Origin of the sequence: Bordetella sp. FB-8, assembly GCF_000382185.1 — a bacterium.
Classification (GTDB): Bacteria; Pseudomonadota; Gammaproteobacteria; order Burkholderiales; family Burkholderiaceae_B; genus Bordetella.
Genome location: NZ_KB907784.1, coordinates 159,664 through 176,347 on the forward strand (window position 1 = coordinate 159,664; position 16,684 = coordinate 176,347).

Sequence of the window (16,684 nt, forward strand, 5' to 3'; positions counted from 1 at the left end):
GGATATCTCGCAGTGGAATCGCCGGTCAGGCATGGGCCTGGGCGGCATGGCGCGCAGCGTTGGCGGCAGCCTTGAAAGGCTCTATGCCGACGCGGCGCACCGTGGCGATGAACGTTTCCTGCCGGCCTGCTTCGAGCGGCTGACGTTGTTCGCGGTAGCTATCGAGCAGCGCCTCGATCACGCCGGGCACTTCGGCGGCGGAGAACGAAGGTCCGATGATCCTGCCCGGTTGGGCAGGACCCGAAAGATGCGAGCCGTCTGCGCCGCCGAGCGTGACCTGATACCACTCCTTGCCGTCCTTATCCACGCCCAGGATGCCGATATGGCCGCTGTGGTGGTGGCCGCAGCTGTTGATGCAGCCGCTGATGTGCAGGTCGATCTGGCCCAGGTCCCAGAGCTCGTCCAGGTCCTGGTAGCGTTCGGTGATGGCCTGGGCAATGGGCAGGCTGCGCGCGTTGGCCAGCGCGCAGAAATCGCCGCCGGGGCAGGCGATCATGTCGGTGAGCAGGCCGATATTGGCCTTGGCCAGACCCAGGGCTTTGGCGGCCTGATAAACCTGCGGCAGCTGGTCGTGGCGCACCCAGGGCAGAAGCAGGTTCTGCTCGTGCGTGATGCGCATTTCCCCGGCGGAGAACTGGTCGGCCAGTTGCGCGGCCGCGTCCATCTGGTCGGCCGTGGCATCGCCGGGAGCGTAGCCCGGGCGCTTGAACGAGAGCATCACCGCGCGCAGCCGCGGATGGCGATGGGGCAGCACATTGCTGAGCAGCCAGCGGCCGAAGTCTTTGTCCGCCTGAGCCTGGGCGCGCAACAAGGCCTCGGCGGCGGCCTGGGCCGCGGCGTCCGCCTCGGTCAGGTCGAGCTCGGGTTCGACGAAGCCGGCCGCCACGCGGTCGTATTCGGCCTGGGTGATGGTGTGGGGGCCGCCCTCTATCTCGACGATCTGGCGATATTCTTCTTCCACCTGATCGATATAGGCCTGCCCCTCCGATTTGACCAACATCTTGATGCGCGCCTTCCAGGCGTTGTCGCGCCGGCCGTAGCGGTTGTAGACGCGGATCACGGCCTCCAGGTAGTTCATGAGCTGGTTCCAGGGCAGGAACTCGCGCAGCACCGTACCGATGACGGGCGTGCGCCCCATTCCGCCGCCCACGCGCACCGTAAAGCCCAGCTCGCTTGCGTCGTTCCTGATCAGTTGCAGGCCCACGTCGTACCAGCCCAGCGCGGTGCGGTCTTCCTGCGCACCATTGATCGACACCTTGAACTTGCGCGGCAGGAAACTGAATTCGGGATGCAGCGAACTCCACTGGCGCAGGATTTCGGTGAACGGCCGCGGATCGGCAATCTCGTCCGCCGCGATGCCCGCGAGCGCGTCGCTGTTGATGTTGCGGATGCAGTTGCCGCTGGTCTGGATACCGTGCAGGCCTACCGTGGCCAGCAGTTCCATCACATCGGCCGCCTTGGACAGCGGAATCCAGTTGAACTGCACGTTCGTGCGCGTGGTGAAATGGCCGTAGCCATACTTGAGCTTGGAGCCGATGCGCCGGCCGCCGGCTAGCGGGATTTCACCCAGTTGATCCTGCGTCGCCTGGGCTTGCGCAAGCAGTTCCGGATCGGGCTGGTCGTACTCGCGCGCCACGCGCGCAAGTACGCGCAGCCGCTCGCTCGACAGCTCGCCATAAGGCACCGCCACGCGCAGCATGGGCGCGTAGCGCTGGACATACCAGCCGTTCTGCAGCCGCAGCGGACGGAATTGCTCCTCGGTCAGCTTGCCGGCCTGCCAGCGCTCGATCTGGTCGCGAAACTGCTCGGCGCGCAGGCGAATGAATTGCTTGTCGAAGTCTGTGTGTTGGTACATCGTGCCATCTCGGATCGAGGCCTGCCTGATGCCAGCGCAGGCCTACATACAGGCACGACTCTAGAGGCACTTCATATAAAAACAAACGACAGTTTCGTACTGTTCTTATGCGCTGTTTAGCATATGACTTGCGCGCAGGGCCTGGCGGCAGCCGCGACCGATGCCGACACACAGGCGGATCGGTAGCCGCGCCTCCAATATGGGTCAGAGTCCCAGCAAGGCCTTCAGCCCGTCTTCATCGAGAATGGCCACGCCCAGCTCCTGCGCCTTGGCCAGCTTGCTGCCTGCCTCTTCTCCGGCCACGACGTAGGCCGTCTTCTTGGACACCGACCCGCTCACCTTGCCTCCTGCGGCCAGGATATGGCGCGTAGCGTCGTCGCGCGACCAGGTGGGCATGGTACCGGTCAGGACGAAAGTCTTGCCAGTCAGCGAGGCGCCTTGTGGCTCGGCCTCGGCCACGGGTTCAACGCCTTGTGCCCGCAATTGCGCGACCACCTCGCGATTGTGCGGCTCAGCGAAAAAGCGGCGGATGGAACCGGCCACCACCGGCCCCACGTCGGGCACGACCAGCAAAGCTTCTTCGTCGGCATCGAGAATGGCCTCAAGGGAACCGAAATGGCGCGCCGTGTCGCGCGCCGTGGTTTCACCCACATGGCGTATACCCAAAGCGAAAAGCAGCCGGCCCAGGGTGGGTGTGCGCGCCTGATCCAAGGCCCGCACCAGGTTCTCGGCGGATTTCTGCCCCATCCGGTCCAGCGCAGCCAGTTCCTCAGCCTGCAGACTGTAGAGGTCGGCCAGCGATTTGATGCGCCCGGTATCGACCAACTGATCCACCAACTTTTCGCCCAGGCCCTCGATGTCCAGCGCCTTGCGGCCGGCGGCGTGCAGCAAGGTCTGCTTGCGCTGCGCCGCGCAGAACAGCCCGCCGGTGCAACGCGCGATGGCTTCGTCTTCCAGCTTCTCGATGGCTGACCCGCACACAGGGCAGGCCGTGGGCATGGCGAACGGCGGCAAGTCGTCCACGCGCTTTTCCAGCACGGGACCCACCACCTCCGGGATCACGTCGCCGGCGCGGCGTACGATGACCGTATCGCCGACGCGCACGTCCTTGCGGCGGATCTCGTCTTCGTTATGCAACGTGGCGTTGGTGACAGTGACGCCGCCCACGAACACGGGCGCCAGGCGCGCCACGGGCGTGATCGCCCCCGTGCGACCCACCTGAACTTCGATGCCCAGCAACTGCGTCGCGGCCTCCTCGGCCGGGAACTTGTGGGCCACGGCGAAACGGGGTGCGCGTGCAACGAAACCCAGCACCTTTTGCGCAGCCAGGGCATCGACCTTGTAGACCACGCCGTCGATGTCGTAAGGCAGGCCGGGACGCAAGCCGCCGACCTGGGCATAGAAATCCAGCAAGCCTGCCGCGCCCAGGACCTGGCGGTTATGCTTGACGTTGACCGGCACGCCGAAGCCAGCCAGCCATTGCAGCATGCCGCCATGTGTATCGCGCGGCAGGCTGGCATCCCCGGCCTGGGCTGGGGCGGCGGCGTCGCCCGGTACGCCGCGGATTTCGCCCCAGCCGTAGGCAAAGAAACGCAGCGGCCTGTTCGCGGTGATGCGCGGATCGAGCTGACGCAGGCTGCCCGCGGCAGCATTGCGAGGATTGACGAAGATTTTTTCGCCGCGCGTGGCCTGCGCCTGATTCAGGCGCTCGAAGTCGGCGCGGTTCATGAGCACCTCGCCGCGCACCTCCAGCACGCGTGGCGGCGCGCCCCGCAGGCGCAGGGGTATGGCGCGTAGGGTACGGATATTGGCCGTGACGTCCTCGCCTTCCTGGCCGTCGCCGCGCGTGGCGGCCTGAACCAGCTCGCCGTTCTCGTAGCGCAGGTTGATCGCCAGGCCGTCCAACTTGAGTTCGCAAAAATACGCCACCCGCGCGTCCGAGTCCAGCAGACCCGCCCCGCGCAGCGTATCGGACACCCGCCTGTCGAAGGCCTCGACCTCGCCGGGTTCGAAGGCATTGCCCAGCGACAGCATGGGCACCGCGTGGCGCACACTGCCGAACTCGACCAGCGGCGCGGCGCCCACGCGCTGCGTGGGCGAATCGGACGTCAACAGTTCGGGATGCTCGGCTTCGAGCGCTTGCAGCTCGCGCATTAGCGCGTCGTAGTCGGCGTCCGAAACCGAAGGTTCGTCGTGAACGTAATAGCGCACGTTGTGTTCGTCGATCTCGCGCCGCAGATCAGCAACCCGCTGCGCAGGGCCGCCCGAAGCTGTATGCCCCCACGCCGTGCCTTCGGCTTGCCGCCCGCCGAGGGAGCTGCGCCCACCCTGGAGCGACCCGGCGGCGGGCGGGCTCACGCGAACACCCGCAGCGCGCGCTCGCCGCCGGCCGTAAGTCCTGCCTGATCAAGCTGCTGGAATAGCACCTGCAGGCGCTCGTCGATGCTGGCCTCGGCGCCTTCGACCAGGGGCTTGCCGTGGTCGTCGACCAGGTCGGCGCCCAGGCGCGAAGCCAGACCGCGGCCCACATCCACCATGCGGCCGAAGGCGCGCGGATCGGCCGGGCTGCAGGGTACGTCGAGCAGCAGGTAGAGACGGTCGGTCGCGCCCATGCCGGTTTCCATCGCCGCGCTGTCGGCGCGCAACAGCGTAAAGCACACCTGATTTTGTTCGGACAGCCAGACCAGACGGATACCGTCGGCCACGAAACCCAGACTCTGGGCCGCGCCGATGATCTGCACCATGGGCTGCGGCGCCGACATCGACAAGGTCAGCCCGACCTGTGTATCCAGGGCGGCGCAGGCGTCGTCCAGCTTGGCGGCCTGCTCGAGCACCGCCTGCTGGTCGGGCCCTTCCATGGTGCCTTCGAAACGCTCGGACAGGTCTTCCGCCCGCGACCAGGCTTGCGACCATTCGATGGCCGTGAGCGGGCCGCTGCGATTGGCCAGCAGCACCGCCAGTTGTACCGAAACGTAGGATTCCTCGGGGCGCAGGCGGGCGCGATGGCACTGCGTGTCGGTTTCGGCAAAGACGCGCACCGCCTTGCGGCCGGCTTTGTGAAAGCCGATCAGCGCGGCCTGAAGGTCGGCGCCGCGCACCGGTCCTCCAAAGCGTACGTCGATGACGACCTCGCAGGCCGGATCCGGCTCCTGTTGGTCGTCGCCGTTGTCAGCGACGGGCGCCGTTGTCTCGCTGCTCCCCGATCCCATGCCCGGCTCGCGGCGAATCGCCATCACCGCCGGCGCCACGGCACCCTGCGGACGCGGTTTGTCGTCGCCCAGCAAAGGGTCCTGGTCGCTGCCGGGGAAATGCACTTGCATCTTGCGCCGCACCCGGTGGTCTTGCCACCAGTTAAAGCCCAGCACCAGCAGGATAAAGAGCACGCCCAGCGCGATCAGACCTATCTGCAATTCACTCATGTCGCTATGCCTCTTGCAAGACGGTCAGGCCGCGGTAGCCATCTGTACCGCCGAATCGATATCCACCGCCACGATACGGGAAACCCCTTGCTCCTGCATGGTAACGCCGACCAGTTGCTTGGCCATCTGCATCGCGATTTTATTGTGCGAGATGAAGAGGAACTGTGTTTGCTCGCTCATGGCGCTGACCAGGTTGGCGTAGCGCTCGGTATTGGCGTCGTCCAGCGGCGCATCCACTTCGTCCAGTAGGCAGAAAGGCGCGGGGTTGAGCTTGAACAAGGCGAACACCAGGGCGGTTGCCGTGAGCGCCTTCTCGCCGCCCGACAGCAGGTGGATGGTGCTGTTGCGCTTGCCTGGCGGCTGCGCCATCACCTGCACGCCGGCATCGAGGATTTCGTCGCCGGTCATGGTGAGTCTGGCCTCGCCGCCGCCGAACAGGCGCGGGAAAAGCTCGCCGAAATGACCGTTGACGGTGTCAAACGTCTGCTGCAGAAGTTCGCGCGTTTCGCGGTCGATCTTGCGGATGGCATCTTCCAGCGTGTCGATGGCCGTGGTCAGGTCGGTCTGCTGCGCGTCCAGGAACCCCTTGCGCTCGCGCGAACTGGTCAACTCGTCGAGCGCGGCCAGGTTCACCGGACCCAGCGCGTCGATCTGGCGCGAGATACGTCCCACTTCGGACTGCAGCCAATTGGCGCGGCGCCACTCGTCGGGCATGGCGGCCAGTTCACTGCCCAAAGCCTCGCGGTCGACTTCGCGGCTGTTCAACTGCTCGGTGAACTGTTCTTCAGCCAGGCGCGCGGCCTGCTCCTCGAGCTGCAATTCGGTAATGCGCGCGCGCAGCGGCTCGAGCGTGCGCTCCTGCTGCATGCGTTCTTCGTCGGCGCCGCGCAGCAACGCGGAAAGATTGTCCAATTCCTGGCGCGCCAGGGCCAGCGCCTCTTCGCGTTCGGCCCGAATTTCCAGGGCTTCCTGCAACCCGGCCTGCGAGGCCGAAGCATCGAGTTCGGCCAGATCGCGTTGCAGGTGCTCCAGTTCGGACTGGGCGCGCTGGCTCTGGTCGGCGGCCAGCTGCATATTGCGCTTGAGATCGTCGATGCGCACCTGGATGCCGCGCGCGGCGAACTCCGCTTCCTGCGCGGCGCGCTCCAGCTCGCGCAGGCGCGCGCGCGCTGCCTCCGCTTGCGCAGCCAGGTCTTCGCCCGAAATCTCGGCATCGGCAAAGCGCGACTGGTGCTCGGCAAGTTCGCCATCCAACGCCTCGAAGCGCGTCTCGGCATCTTCGCGGGTGGCGCGCAGGTCTTCTTCCTGGGCCGCGATCTCGGCCAGATCTTCGTTCAGGCGCGAGGCGCGCTCGCCCGACTGCTCGGCCTGCTGCTGCAGGCGCGAATGTTCAAGCTGGATATCGTGCACGCGGCGCGTGATCTCGGCCATCCGCGTGCGGGCCGGACCGACTGCCTGAGACGCCTGCTGCCAGGCGCTTTCGGCGCGCGCGGCCGCGGCGCGGGCCTGGTCGGCGATGAGCTGCTGCGCCTTGATCTCGCGCTGCAGGTGCTCGATTTCCTGTTGACGCGCCAGCAAGCCCGCCTGTTCAGAGTCGGGCGCGTAGAACCGCACGCTGTGGGCATCGACCAGATGGCCGGCCTTGACCACCAGAGCCGCACCCGCGGGCAGCGTGGCGCGAGCGGCCAGGGCCTGGGGCAGGTCGTTGCTGGTATAGACGTTGCGCAGCCAATCGTTGAGCAGCGCGCGCAGATCGGGATCGTTGATGCGCAGCAGGCTGGCCAGGGGTGTCAGGCCCGCCGGCGCCGCGGGCGCGGGCGCCGCGGGCGGCAATTGATAGAAGGCCAGGCGCGCGGGCGGCGCGTCCTGGGCAAAAGCGCGCGCCCAATCCAGGCTGCGCACTTCCAGCGCGGCCATGCGCTCGCGCAGCACGGCCTCGATGGCGGTCTCCCAGCCCGGTTCGACGTGCAGTTTCTGCCACAGGCGCGACAGGCTGGCCAGTTCGTGCCTGGCCAACCAGGGTTCGAGCGCGCCCTGCTTCTGCACGTCTTCCTGCAGCTTCACAAGCGCGGCCAGGCGGGCTTCCAGCCGGGCCAGGGCCTCGGCGTCGCGCTGCACCGCCTCTTGTGCGCGCCTGCGCTCGGCGTCGGCCTCGGGCAGGCGCGCCTCCAGCATGGCCAGCTCGGCTTGCGCCTGCTCCAGCTGATCCTGGCCGGCGGCCTTGTCGCCGGCCAGTTGTTCCAGGCGCGCCGCCTCGGGTGCGTCGATCTCGCGCAGCTCCTGCTGCAGGCGTTCGCGGCGCTGCTCCAGAGCTTGCAATTGGCGATCGGCATCGCGCTGCGTCTGCGCGGCCAGGGCCAGATTCTGCTCGACCTTGGACAGGGCCACGCGCATCTCGTCTCGGCCCGAAGCCGCCTCGCGCACGCGCGCCTCGACCGAAGGCAGATCCGCCTGAGCACACTCGGCCTGCACGCGCGCCTCTTCGGTCTTGGCCTGGCCTTCGGCCAGATCCTCCTCGGCCTGCGCAATCTGCTCGACGCAATGTTCGCGCTGCGCCGTCCATTCGGCGATCTGGGCATTGAGCTGGTCGCGCCGGGCTTGCAGGCGGTTGCGCGAATCGACCACGTGGCGGATTTCGGCCTCGAGCGTGCCGACTTGCGCGTTGGCTTCGTACAGCCGCCCTTGGGCGGCATGCAGGGCGTCACTGGCGGCGTAATGCGCCTGGCGGCGCGATTCCAGCGCGGCCTCGCCACTGCGCAGCGCGGCGACGGCCGATTCCAGATTGTTCTGCGCCTGGATCATCTCCTGGCTCTTTTTCTCGCGCTCGCCGCGCGCGCCGCTTTCCTTCAGGAACCACAGGGCGAACTGCTTTTTCTCGCCATCGGCCTGCAGGTCACGGTATTGCTGCGCCACCTCGGCCTGGGATTCCAGCTTTTCGAGCTGGCTACCCAGTTCGCGCAGGATGTCCTCGACACGGGTCAGGTTCTCGCGCGTATCGGATAGGCGGTTCTCCGTTTCTCGGCGGCGCTCCTTGTAGCGCGACACGCCGGCGGCCTCTTCGAGAAAGACCCGCAGCTCTTCGGGCTTGGCCTCGATCAGGCGGTTGATCATGCCCTGGCCGATGATGGCGTAGCCGCGCGCTCCCAGGCCGGTGCCCAGGAAGATGTCGTGGATGTCGCGCCGGCGCACCTGTTGGTTGTTGATGAAGTAGCTGCTGGTGCCGTCGCGCGTGAGGACGCGACGCACGGCAATCTCGGCGTAGCTGCTCCACTGACCTGCCGCCCGGCCCTCGCCATTGTCGAACACCATTTCGACCGAGGCGCGCGCCGCCGGCTTGCGGTTGCCCGAACCGTTGAAGATCACATCCTGCATGGACTCGCCGCGCAGTTCCGATGCCTTGGCCTCACCTAGGACCCAGCGCACCGCGTCGATGATGTTGGATTTGCCGCAGCCATTGGGACCGACCACGCCGACCATCTGGCTAGGCACGGGAATGACGGTGGGATCGACGAAAGACTTGAAGCCGGCGAGTTTGAGCTGGATGAGTCGCACTTTTTGGAAAACGGAACGGGTGTGATCGACCAGGAAGCCGCGCGGGACGGGCGCGCCGCGCGAATACGAAACCGGCCCTCTAGGTGCATGACCAGGGGCCGGCTTGCTGCACACCTATGATACCCCAGGCAAGAGGCTATACTCGCTCACACTTTTTTGCATTACTTGCACGATCCGTGCCTGGTCACACACCAGGCAGATCGCAGGCGGGGACAAACGATTTGAAACGTGGGTTTTATCTGGTCATGGCCGCCCAGGCCTTTTCTTCCCTGGCGGACAACGCGCTGTTCATTGCGGCCATCGCCCTGATCATAGAGCTACAGGGGCCGGAGTGGATGGCGCCGTTCATGAAGTGGTCCTTCGCCCTGGCATACGTCCTGCTGGCCGCCTTCGTGGGCGCGTTTGCGGACTCCTTCCCCAAGGGCAGGGTCATGTTCCTGACCAATGCGCTCAAGGTTGGCGGGTGCCTGCTCATGTTCTGTTACGCCAGCGTGGGCTTGACCCACGCATACCAACCCTACCTGGTCTGCGCGGCCTATGCGGTGGTGGGCGTGGGCGCAGCGGCCTATTCGCCAGCCAAGTACGGCATCGTCACGGAAATGCTGCCACCCGAGCTGCTGGTCAAGGGCAACAGCTGGATCGAAGGCCTGACCGTGCTTTCCATCATTATCGGCACCATGCTGGGCGGGCTGCTGATTTCGCCGCGCGTCTCCAACGTACTGCTGCATCACTTTTTTTTCAGCAAGGTGGTGCACACGCCCGCGGAAGGCGCCATCCTGGCGATCGCGGCGGTCTACCTGGTGGCTGCCCTGTGCAATCTGCTCATCCCCCAGACCCATGTGCGCTACCCGCGCCAGCAGAAGAACCCCGTCAAGCTGATGCGCTCTTTCCGCGGCTATGTGCGGGTGCTGTGGAAGGACAAGCTTGGCCAAATCTCGCTGGCGGTGACCACGCTATTCTGGGGCGCCGGCGCCACGCTCCAACTGATCGTCATCGAATGGGGCAAGCGCCACCTGGGCTACCGCCTGGATCAGGCCTCCATCCTCATGGGCGTAGCTGCGGCGGGCACGATCGTGGGCGCCATCCTGGCCGGGCGCATCCCTTTGTCGCGCACGCTGCGCGTGCTTCCTGTCGGCGCCCTGATGGGGCTGGTGGTGCTGTTCATGCCGCTGGCCTACTCGCCTTGGAGCGTCTACGTGCTGCTGCTGCTGGTGGGTGCCCTGGCCGGCTTTTTCGTCGTGCCGATGAACGCGCTGCTCCAGCATCGCGGCCATGTGCTGCTTTCGGCCGGGCATTCGATCGCCGTGCAGAACTTCAACGAGCAGATCAACATTTTGGTCATGGTGGCCGTCTATACGCTGCTGCTGTGGCTCAGGCTGCCGATCAATGTGATCATCGTCCTGTTCGGGCTGATCGTCTTCGTGCTGATGCTAATCTTCATGGCCTGGAGCTGGCGCAACATGAAGGCATGCCCTGAACTGCAGCGCGAGATCGGCATGACCGGGCACGGGCAGGCGCTGGACGAGAAAGACTGAGCGCGACCACCGCCTGGATCGCCAGAATACCCGGGGTACCCGGGCATTGCCGCTCAAAGCCTTGCGGCCAGTCTCAGATCCTGCCAACTGCGCGCCTTTTCCGAAGGGCTGCGCAGCAGATAGGCCGGGTGATAGCTCACCACCAAGGGAATATCGCGGCCGCCTGCGCGCAGGATATGGACCCGGCCGCGCAGGCTGCCGATGGTGGCATCGGTGTCGAGCAAGGTCTGGGCGGCGAAGCGACCCAGCACCAGGATGCGCTCGGGCTTGAGCAACTCGATCTGGCGCATCAGGTAGGGTCTGCAAGCGGCGATCTCTTCAGGCGTGGGGTTGCGGTTTCCCGGCGGCCGGCACTTGATCACATTGGCGATGAAAACGTCGTCCTGGCGGTTCATGCCCACCGCCGCCAGCATGGCGTCGAGCAGTTGCCCCGAGCGGCCTACAAACGGCAATCCCTGGCGGTCTTCCTGTTCTCCTGGCGCCTCTCCCACCACCATCCAACGCGGCGCGAGCGCCCCCATGCCGAAGACCGCCTGACGGCGGCCGCGGCATAGCCCGCAGGCCTCGCAGCCGGACACCATACCGCGCAAGGTTTCGAGGTCGGCATGCGACACGCGCGCGGCCCGGTCCGGATCGGCCTCGCGCGGCGCGGCTGCCGCAGCACCGGCTGCCGCAGCACCCGCTGCCGCAGCAAGCCCCGGGATCGCGGGCCGCGGCATGCGGGTAGCCGGAGCCGCCGGGACGGCCTGCGGCGGCGTCGCGGCGGCGGCGGGCTGCGTATTCGCCGGCCGTGTCGCGGACACCTTCCCGGAGCCGGACGACGCGTCCTGCCGCAGCCAGGTCTTCTCGATACCGATCTCGCGCAGCCAGAGGCGCTGCAGCGGATTGACGCGAGGCGCCGGTCCGGCCGACATCATGCGCCCCCCGCCACCGGCACGGCGGCATCGCGCGCCGACGCCCCGCCCGGTCCCTGCGCCATCGCATCGCGGCACAATACCAATGCGTCCTCGCGTCCGAAGGCGGCAGGATAATACCCCTTGCGCAATCCAATCTGCCGGAAACCCAAGCGTTCGTAGAAACGGCGTGCGTTCTGGTTCGACGGCCGCACTTCGAGCAAAATGCCCTGCGCGCCGCTCTGCTCGGCCCACGCCAGGCACCAGTCGACCAGGCGGCGGCCCAGGCCGCGCCGCCGCAAATCGCCCGCCACGGCGATCACCAGCAAGTGCACTACGTCCGGCGCAGGCATCAACACGCAAAAGCCGCCGAGCTCGGTTCCGTGCCTGAGCACACAGGCGGGATAGCCCGCTTTCAGCGCATCCTCGAAATTGCCCCGTGTCCAGGGAAAGGCCTGGGCCTGCGCCTCCAGCGCCGTCACCGCATCCAGGTCATCCCGCGTCATGGCCTGCAGGATGTCCTCGTGCTCAGGCAATGCACGACCAGCGCGCGGATTGCCACCCTGCCCGCCCGCCCGTTCAGCCATGGTGAACGCCACTTTGTCGCGCACATACAGCGGAGCGGCCTCCTCGGGCGGCAGCGCTGCGCCGCGCAGCCAATCGTTGCGGGCCAGGCGCGCGACCGTGGCGGCCCGCGGCCGCCCGATGTGAGCGTGCTGCAGCCCCGCCGCAGGCATGGCCTCGGGATAGGCCTGCCAGGCATCGCCCGCCAGCCGCAGCGACAGCGCACGGCCGGCCTCCCGCGACCAGACAGGCAACTGATGCCTGGCCCAGGGCAGAACCTCTTCGGCCGAGATCAGCATCGGAGCCTGCAGGACGCGCCAGATAGGTGTGCCTGCCAAATCCGGCTCCGGCACATAAGCCGCCAGGTAAACCTCCGACATGCGGGCATCCAGCGCCACCAGAACCGCGTCGTCCGGCCCGGCCTGGGCATCCTGGGCTACGGCCAGATGGGAAACCACCGGCAGCACCGGCACGCCCAGCCCCAGGGCTACGCCCTGGGCCACTCCACAGGCCACTCTCAGGCCGGTGAAGCCGCCCGGCCCCTGGCCGAAGGCCACGGCATCCAGGTCGGCCGGCGCCAGGCCGGCGCGAGCCAGCAACTGCGAGGCCATGGGCAGCAGGCGCTCGGCATGGTCCTGGGTCCCTTCATGCTCAAGTTGGACCACTTCGGGCGAGCCGCTGCCAGCGTCGCACAGCAGCGCAACGCCGCAGCGCGACGAAGAAGTTTCAAAAGCGAGCAGATTGAGCTTCATGGAGGGGAATTGTACGTAATCGGCATACGGCGGCACGGCAGGCAAACCCGACTTTCGAATTTCCATTGGGGGTTTCCAGCAGCTCGTGCAATATGTAATATATTGTTATAAACACACACTAACCCGGGACCCTCCCGCTGTTACATTTGCCACCATGAATACTCCAGCCACTACCCCCATCCGAAAGATCCTCATCGTCGACGACGATCCCCGGTTGCGCGACCTGCTGCGACGCTATTTGTCCGAGCAGGGTTTCAACGTATTCGTCGCCGAAGATGCCAAGGAAATGGGCAAACTCTGGCAGCGCGAACATTTCGACCTACTGGTGCTCGATCTGATGCTGCCCGGCGAGGACGGACTGTCGATCTGCCGGCGCCTGCGCGGCGGGCACGACAACACGCCCATCATCATGTTGACAGCCAAGGCCGAGGAGATCGACCGCATCGTCGGCCTCGAAATGGGCTCGGACGATTATCTGTCCAAGCCTTTCAACCCGCGCGAACTGCTGGCCCGCATCAACGCCATCCTGCGTCGCCGGGGCACGGAAGAGCATCCTGGCGCCCCCAGTCAGGAAAACGAGTCCATCGCCTTCGGGCCTTACTTGCTCAACTTGTCCACCCGCACCCTCACCAAGGACAACGAGCCGGTACCGATCACCACCGGCGAATTCTCGGTACTCAAGGTCTTCGCCCGCCACCCCAAAATTCCGCTTTCGCGCGACAAGCTCATGGAGTTGGCGCGCGGCCGCGAGTACGAAGCCTTCGACCGCAGCCTCGACGTGCAGATCTCGCGCCTGCGCAAGCTGATCGAACCCAACCCGTCCAAGCCGGTTTTCATCCAGACGGTCTGGGGCCTGGGCTACGTCTTCGTTCCGGATGGCGGCAACTGAAACTCACGACCAGGCCGCGCAGCAAGCCAGTTCCACGCACCGCCTGAAGAAGCTGCCCCGCATGCTGGCCTCCCGCGTGAGGCTGGGTCTGTTCGGGCGTACTTTCCTGCTGCTCGCGGTCCTCATGCTGGTCAGCCTGGGGGCTTGGCTGCAGGTCTTTTTCAGCATGGAAATGGGACCGCGCACCAACCAGATGGCGCAGCGCGTCATCACCGCGGTCAACATCACCCGCACCGCGCTGATCTACGCGCACAGCGACGAGCGCAGCAAGCTGCTGCTGGACTTGGCCACCAACGAAGGCATACAGGTCTATCCGCGGGAGGTCACCGATTTCACCGAACCCCTGCCCAACGACGACTACTGGCAGCGCGTGGCGCAGCGGATACGCAGGCGGTTCGGCCCCGATACGCAGATCGCCTGGGGCGTGAACCAGGTGCCCGGCTTCTGGGTAAGTTTCCAGATCAATCAGAATCTGTACTGGCTGGTGTTCGAACGGGAACAGATAGGCCTGACGGGCGGCATTGAATGGCTGGGCTGGGGCGCCACCGCCCTGCTCTTGTCCCTGGTGGGATCGGCCATCAGCGTGGGCTTCGTCAACCGGCCGCTGTCGCGGCTGGCACGTGCCGCCCAGGTGCTCTCGCGCGGAGAAATGCCCGCGCCCCTGCCCGAGCAGGGGCCGCTGGAAATCCGCAATCTCAACACCGCCTTCAACCGAATGGCCCGGGACCTGCGCCAGACCGACGCCGACCGCGAGCTGATGCTCGCAGGCATTTCGCACGACCTGCGCACGCCGTTGGCGCGCATGCGGCTGGAAATCGAAATGAGCGAGGTCACCGAAGACGCGCGGCAGGCTATCGACAACGACCTGCGCCAGATCGACCACAGCATCGGCCAACTCATGGAATACGCACGTCCCGCAGGCACGCTGCCACAGACGGCCACGGACATTTCTGCGGTGCTCGATGACCTGTTCGAGCGCGAACGCGGCCATACGGCCACCCTGGGGGGCGAACTCAACGCCCGTATCGAACCGGGCCTGCGCGCCCGCATCACCGCGCTCGACCTGAAGCGCATCGTCGGCAACCTGATCGAGAACGCGCGCCGCTACGGCCGCTCCCCCGACGGCCACGCCCACCTGGTCATGACCGTGCAATCCGAAGGCAATACACTGGCGATCGAGGTTTCGGATCGGGGTCCGGGCATCGCCCCCGAAGAAGTCGAACGCCTGCTGCGCCCCTTTTCGCGCGGCGAGGCGGCGCGCACCGGCGTCAGCGGAACAGGGCTGGGACTGGCCATCGTGGAGCGCCTGCTCAAGCACGCGGGCGGCTCGCTGCGCATGCTGCCGCGCAGCGGCGGCGGCCTGACGGCGCGCATCGAACTGCCCAAGGCAAAATCCAGAAACTACCAGCCGGACGCGGACAACGCCTAGCGTCCGGCAACCAAGGAGAAACCATGAAAACCGTCGGCGACAAGCTCGAATCGTTCAAAGTCACGGGCGTCAAGCCCGGCTTCAACCAACACGAGGAAAACGGCATCTCGGCTTTCGAGGACATCACCGAAAGCTCCTTCCCCGGCAAATGGAAGGTCATCTATTTCTATCCGAAGGACTTCACCTTCGTCTGCCCGACCGAGATCGCCGGCTTTGACAGGCTGGCCGATGAGTTCGCCGCGCGCGAAGCCATCCTCATGGGCGGCTCGGTCGACAACGAATTCGTCAAGCTGGCCTGGCGCCGCGAGCACCCGGACCTGGACAAGCTGGGCCACTACCAGTTCGGCGACACCAGCGGCTCGCTCATCGACCAGTTGGGCGTGCGCGAAAAAGACAGCGGCGTGGCGCTGCGCGCCACCTTCATCCTCGACCCCGACAACACCATCCAGCACGTGTCGGTCAACAATCTGGACGTCGGTCGCAGCCCCGAGGAAGTCCTGCGCGTGCTCGACGGTCTACAGACAGGCGGCATGTGCGCCTGCAACCGCAAGGTGGGCGGCGAAACGCTGTAGACCCCGCCTGGGGGCGGCATGAAGCTCAGGGGCCGCCGCTGCTGTCCGCTGGAGGAATTCGGCCCAGCAGCGCCACGGCCGTCACGGCGATACCTTCCTTGCGTCCCAGGTACCCCAGGCCTTCGTTGGTCTTGGCCTTGATGTTGACCTGATCGGGTTCGAGCCCCAGGTCGGCCGCGATATGGGCCGCCATGGCCTGTGCGTGAGGACCTATCTTGGGCGCCTGCGCATGCACCGTCGCATCCACATTGATCACCCGCCACCCCGTCTGGCTCACCTTGACCATCGCCTGGCGCAACAGCACGCGGCTGTCGGCGCCTTCATATGCGGGATCGGTATCGGGAAAATGCCGACCGATGTCGCCCAGGCCGGCCGCCCCCAGAATGGCATCGGTTACCGCGTGCAGCAGCGCATCGGCATCGGAATGGCCCAGCAGACCGTGGGTATGCGGGATCGTCACGCCGCCCAGGATGAGCGGACGGCCTTGCACCAGCGCGTGGACGTCGAAACCCTGGCCTACGCGAAAAGGAAAATTCATAGCCATTTTTCCATCAGGTCGAAATCGTCGGGCCAGGTCACCTTGAAATTGCGCGCATGACCGCGTACCAGCCGGGGCATGCGCCCCGCGGCCTCCATCGCCGAAGCCTCGTCGGTGATGGTCGCGCCGGCTGCCATCGCGATTCGCAAGGCTTCGCGCAGCATTCCGGCGCGAAACATCTGCGGCGTCTGCGCCAGCCACAGGCTGTCGCGATCCACCGTACGCACCGCGGTTTCGCGGCCATCCGTCGCCACCTTTGCCTGCTTGACCGTATCAGGCACGGGCAAGGCCAGCAGACCGCCCACCGGGTCTTGCAGGCAGGCATCGATCAAACGCGCCAAAGCCTGCGCGGGCAGGCCGGGGCGCGCGGCATCATGCACCAGCACCCAATCGGAATCGGCCGCGCCGCTGTCGCTCAGTGCCGCCGCCACGGTATCGGCGCGGGTCGGCCCGCCGCAGGCCCGCCATACCGTGCGCGGCAGGCCGCTCAAGGCTTCGGCCACCCAGCCGTCGCCCTGCGATACGGCCACGCGCACCTGAGAAATGCGCGGATCGGCCAGCAGGGCCTGGACCGCCCGGCGCAGCATGGGCTGCCCCTTGAGCAGGCGATATTGCTTGGGCCGGTCGCCGCCGGCGCGGGCCCCCACACCGGCGGCGGGAACGAGAGCGATCAGAGAATCGGTCAT

The 16,684-nt window shown here is 66.3% G+C and carries 12 protein-coding genes; 4 read left to right on the top strand and 8 right to left on the bottom strand.

The features are described from left to right. Positions 1–25: 25 nt before the first annotated feature. From H143_RS0100810 to smc, 4 genes are all read right to left on the bottom strand, one after another. The gene (locus H143_RS0100810) at positions 26–1,855 is read right to left on the bottom strand and encodes a nitrite/sulfite reductase (RefSeq protein ID WP_019936324.1); all 1,830 of its coding nucleotides are present in this window, start codon (positions 1,853–1,855) and stop codon (positions 26–28) included. Positions 1,856–2,059: 204 nt separating this feature from the next. Further along, entirely contained in the window at positions 2,060–4,213 is a 2,154-nt protein-coding gene (gene ligA, locus H143_RS0100815; protein WP_019936325.1) for an NAD-dependent DNA ligase LigA, read from the bottom strand. Continuing rightward, a complete protein-coding gene (locus H143_RS0100820) occupies positions 4,210–5,274 on the bottom strand; it encodes a cell division protein ZipA C-terminal FtsZ-binding domain-containing protein (RefSeq protein ID WP_019936326.1) in 1,065 nt (354 codons plus the stop codon). Before H143_RS0100820 ends, ligA begins: the two co-directional genes overlap by 4 nt. 24 nt (positions 5,275–5,298) lie before the next feature. Further along, positions 5,299–8,826 carry a chromosome segregation protein SMC gene (smc, locus tag H143_RS0100825; protein WP_019936327.1) on the bottom strand — a complete coding sequence of 1,176 codons (3,528 nt, stop codon included), beginning with the start codon at positions 8,824–8,826 and terminating at the stop codon, positions 5,299–5,301. Positions 8,827–9,047: 221 nt separating this feature from the next. Here smc and lplT point away from each other — a divergent pair, with 221 nt between their 5' ends. Continuing rightward, positions 9,048–10,361 carry a lysophospholipid transporter LplT gene (gene lplT, locus H143_RS0100830; RefSeq protein WP_026349601.1) on the top strand — a complete coding sequence of 438 codons (1,314 nt, stop codon included), beginning with the start codon at positions 9,048–9,050 and terminating at the stop codon, positions 10,359–10,361. A 53-nt stretch (positions 10,362–10,414) separates the two neighbouring features. Here lplT and H143_RS0100835 read toward each other — a convergent pair whose 3' ends face one another. Beyond that, positions 10,415–11,278, bottom strand: coding sequence for a uracil-DNA glycosylase family protein (locus H143_RS0100835; RefSeq protein ID WP_019936329.1), 864 nt, complete (start codon positions 11,276–11,278; stop codon positions 10,415–10,417). After that, the gene (locus H143_RS19640; RefSeq protein ID WP_051094449.1) at positions 11,275–12,570 is read right to left on the bottom strand and encodes a bifunctional tRNA (adenosine(37)-N6)-threonylcarbamoyltransferase complex dimerization subunit type 1 TsaB/ribosomal protein alanine acetyltransferase RimI; all 1,296 of its coding nucleotides are present in this window, start codon (positions 12,568–12,570) and stop codon (positions 11,275–11,277) included. The genes H143_RS0100835 and H143_RS19640 overlap by 4 nt, the downstream gene beginning before the upstream one ends. 154 nt (positions 12,571–12,724) lie before the next feature. Here H143_RS19640 and ompR point away from each other — a divergent pair, with 154 nt between their 5' ends. The 3 genes from ompR to H143_RS0100855 all read left to right on the top strand — a co-directional run bounded on the left by ompR (position 12,725) and on the right by H143_RS0100855 (position 15,460). Next, positions 12,725–13,459, top strand: a complete 735-nt coding sequence (gene ompR / locus H143_RS0100845) for a two-component system response regulator OmpR (RefSeq protein WP_019936331.1) — start codon at positions 12,725–12,727, stop codon at positions 13,457–13,459. Positions 13,460–13,520: 61 nt separating this feature from the next. Beyond that, positions 13,521–14,888: an ATP-binding protein gene (locus H143_RS0100850; protein ID WP_033365773.1), complete on the top strand. Its 1,368-nt coding sequence runs from the start codon at positions 13,521–13,523 to the stop codon at positions 14,886–14,888. 23 nt (positions 14,889–14,911) lie between these two features. Further along, positions 14,912–15,460, top strand: coding sequence for a peroxiredoxin (locus H143_RS0100855; RefSeq protein WP_019936333.1), 549 nt, complete (start codon positions 14,912–14,914; stop codon positions 15,458–15,460). A gap of 25 nt (positions 15,461–15,485) precedes the next feature. Here H143_RS0100855 and ispF read toward each other — a convergent pair whose 3' ends face one another. Together ispF and ispD are read right to left on the bottom strand one after the other, a co-directional pair. Further along, positions 15,486–15,998 carry a 2-C-methyl-D-erythritol 2,4-cyclodiphosphate synthase gene (ispF, locus tag H143_RS0100860; RefSeq protein WP_019936334.1) on the bottom strand — a complete coding sequence of 171 codons (513 nt, stop codon included), beginning with the start codon at positions 15,996–15,998 and terminating at the stop codon, positions 15,486–15,488. Next, positions 15,995–16,684 carry a 2-C-methyl-D-erythritol 4-phosphate cytidylyltransferase gene (gene ispD, locus H143_RS0100865; protein WP_019936335.1) on the bottom strand — a complete coding sequence of 230 codons (690 nt, stop codon included), beginning with the start codon at positions 16,682–16,684 and terminating at the stop codon, positions 15,995–15,997. Before ispD ends, ispF begins: the two co-directional genes overlap by 4 nt.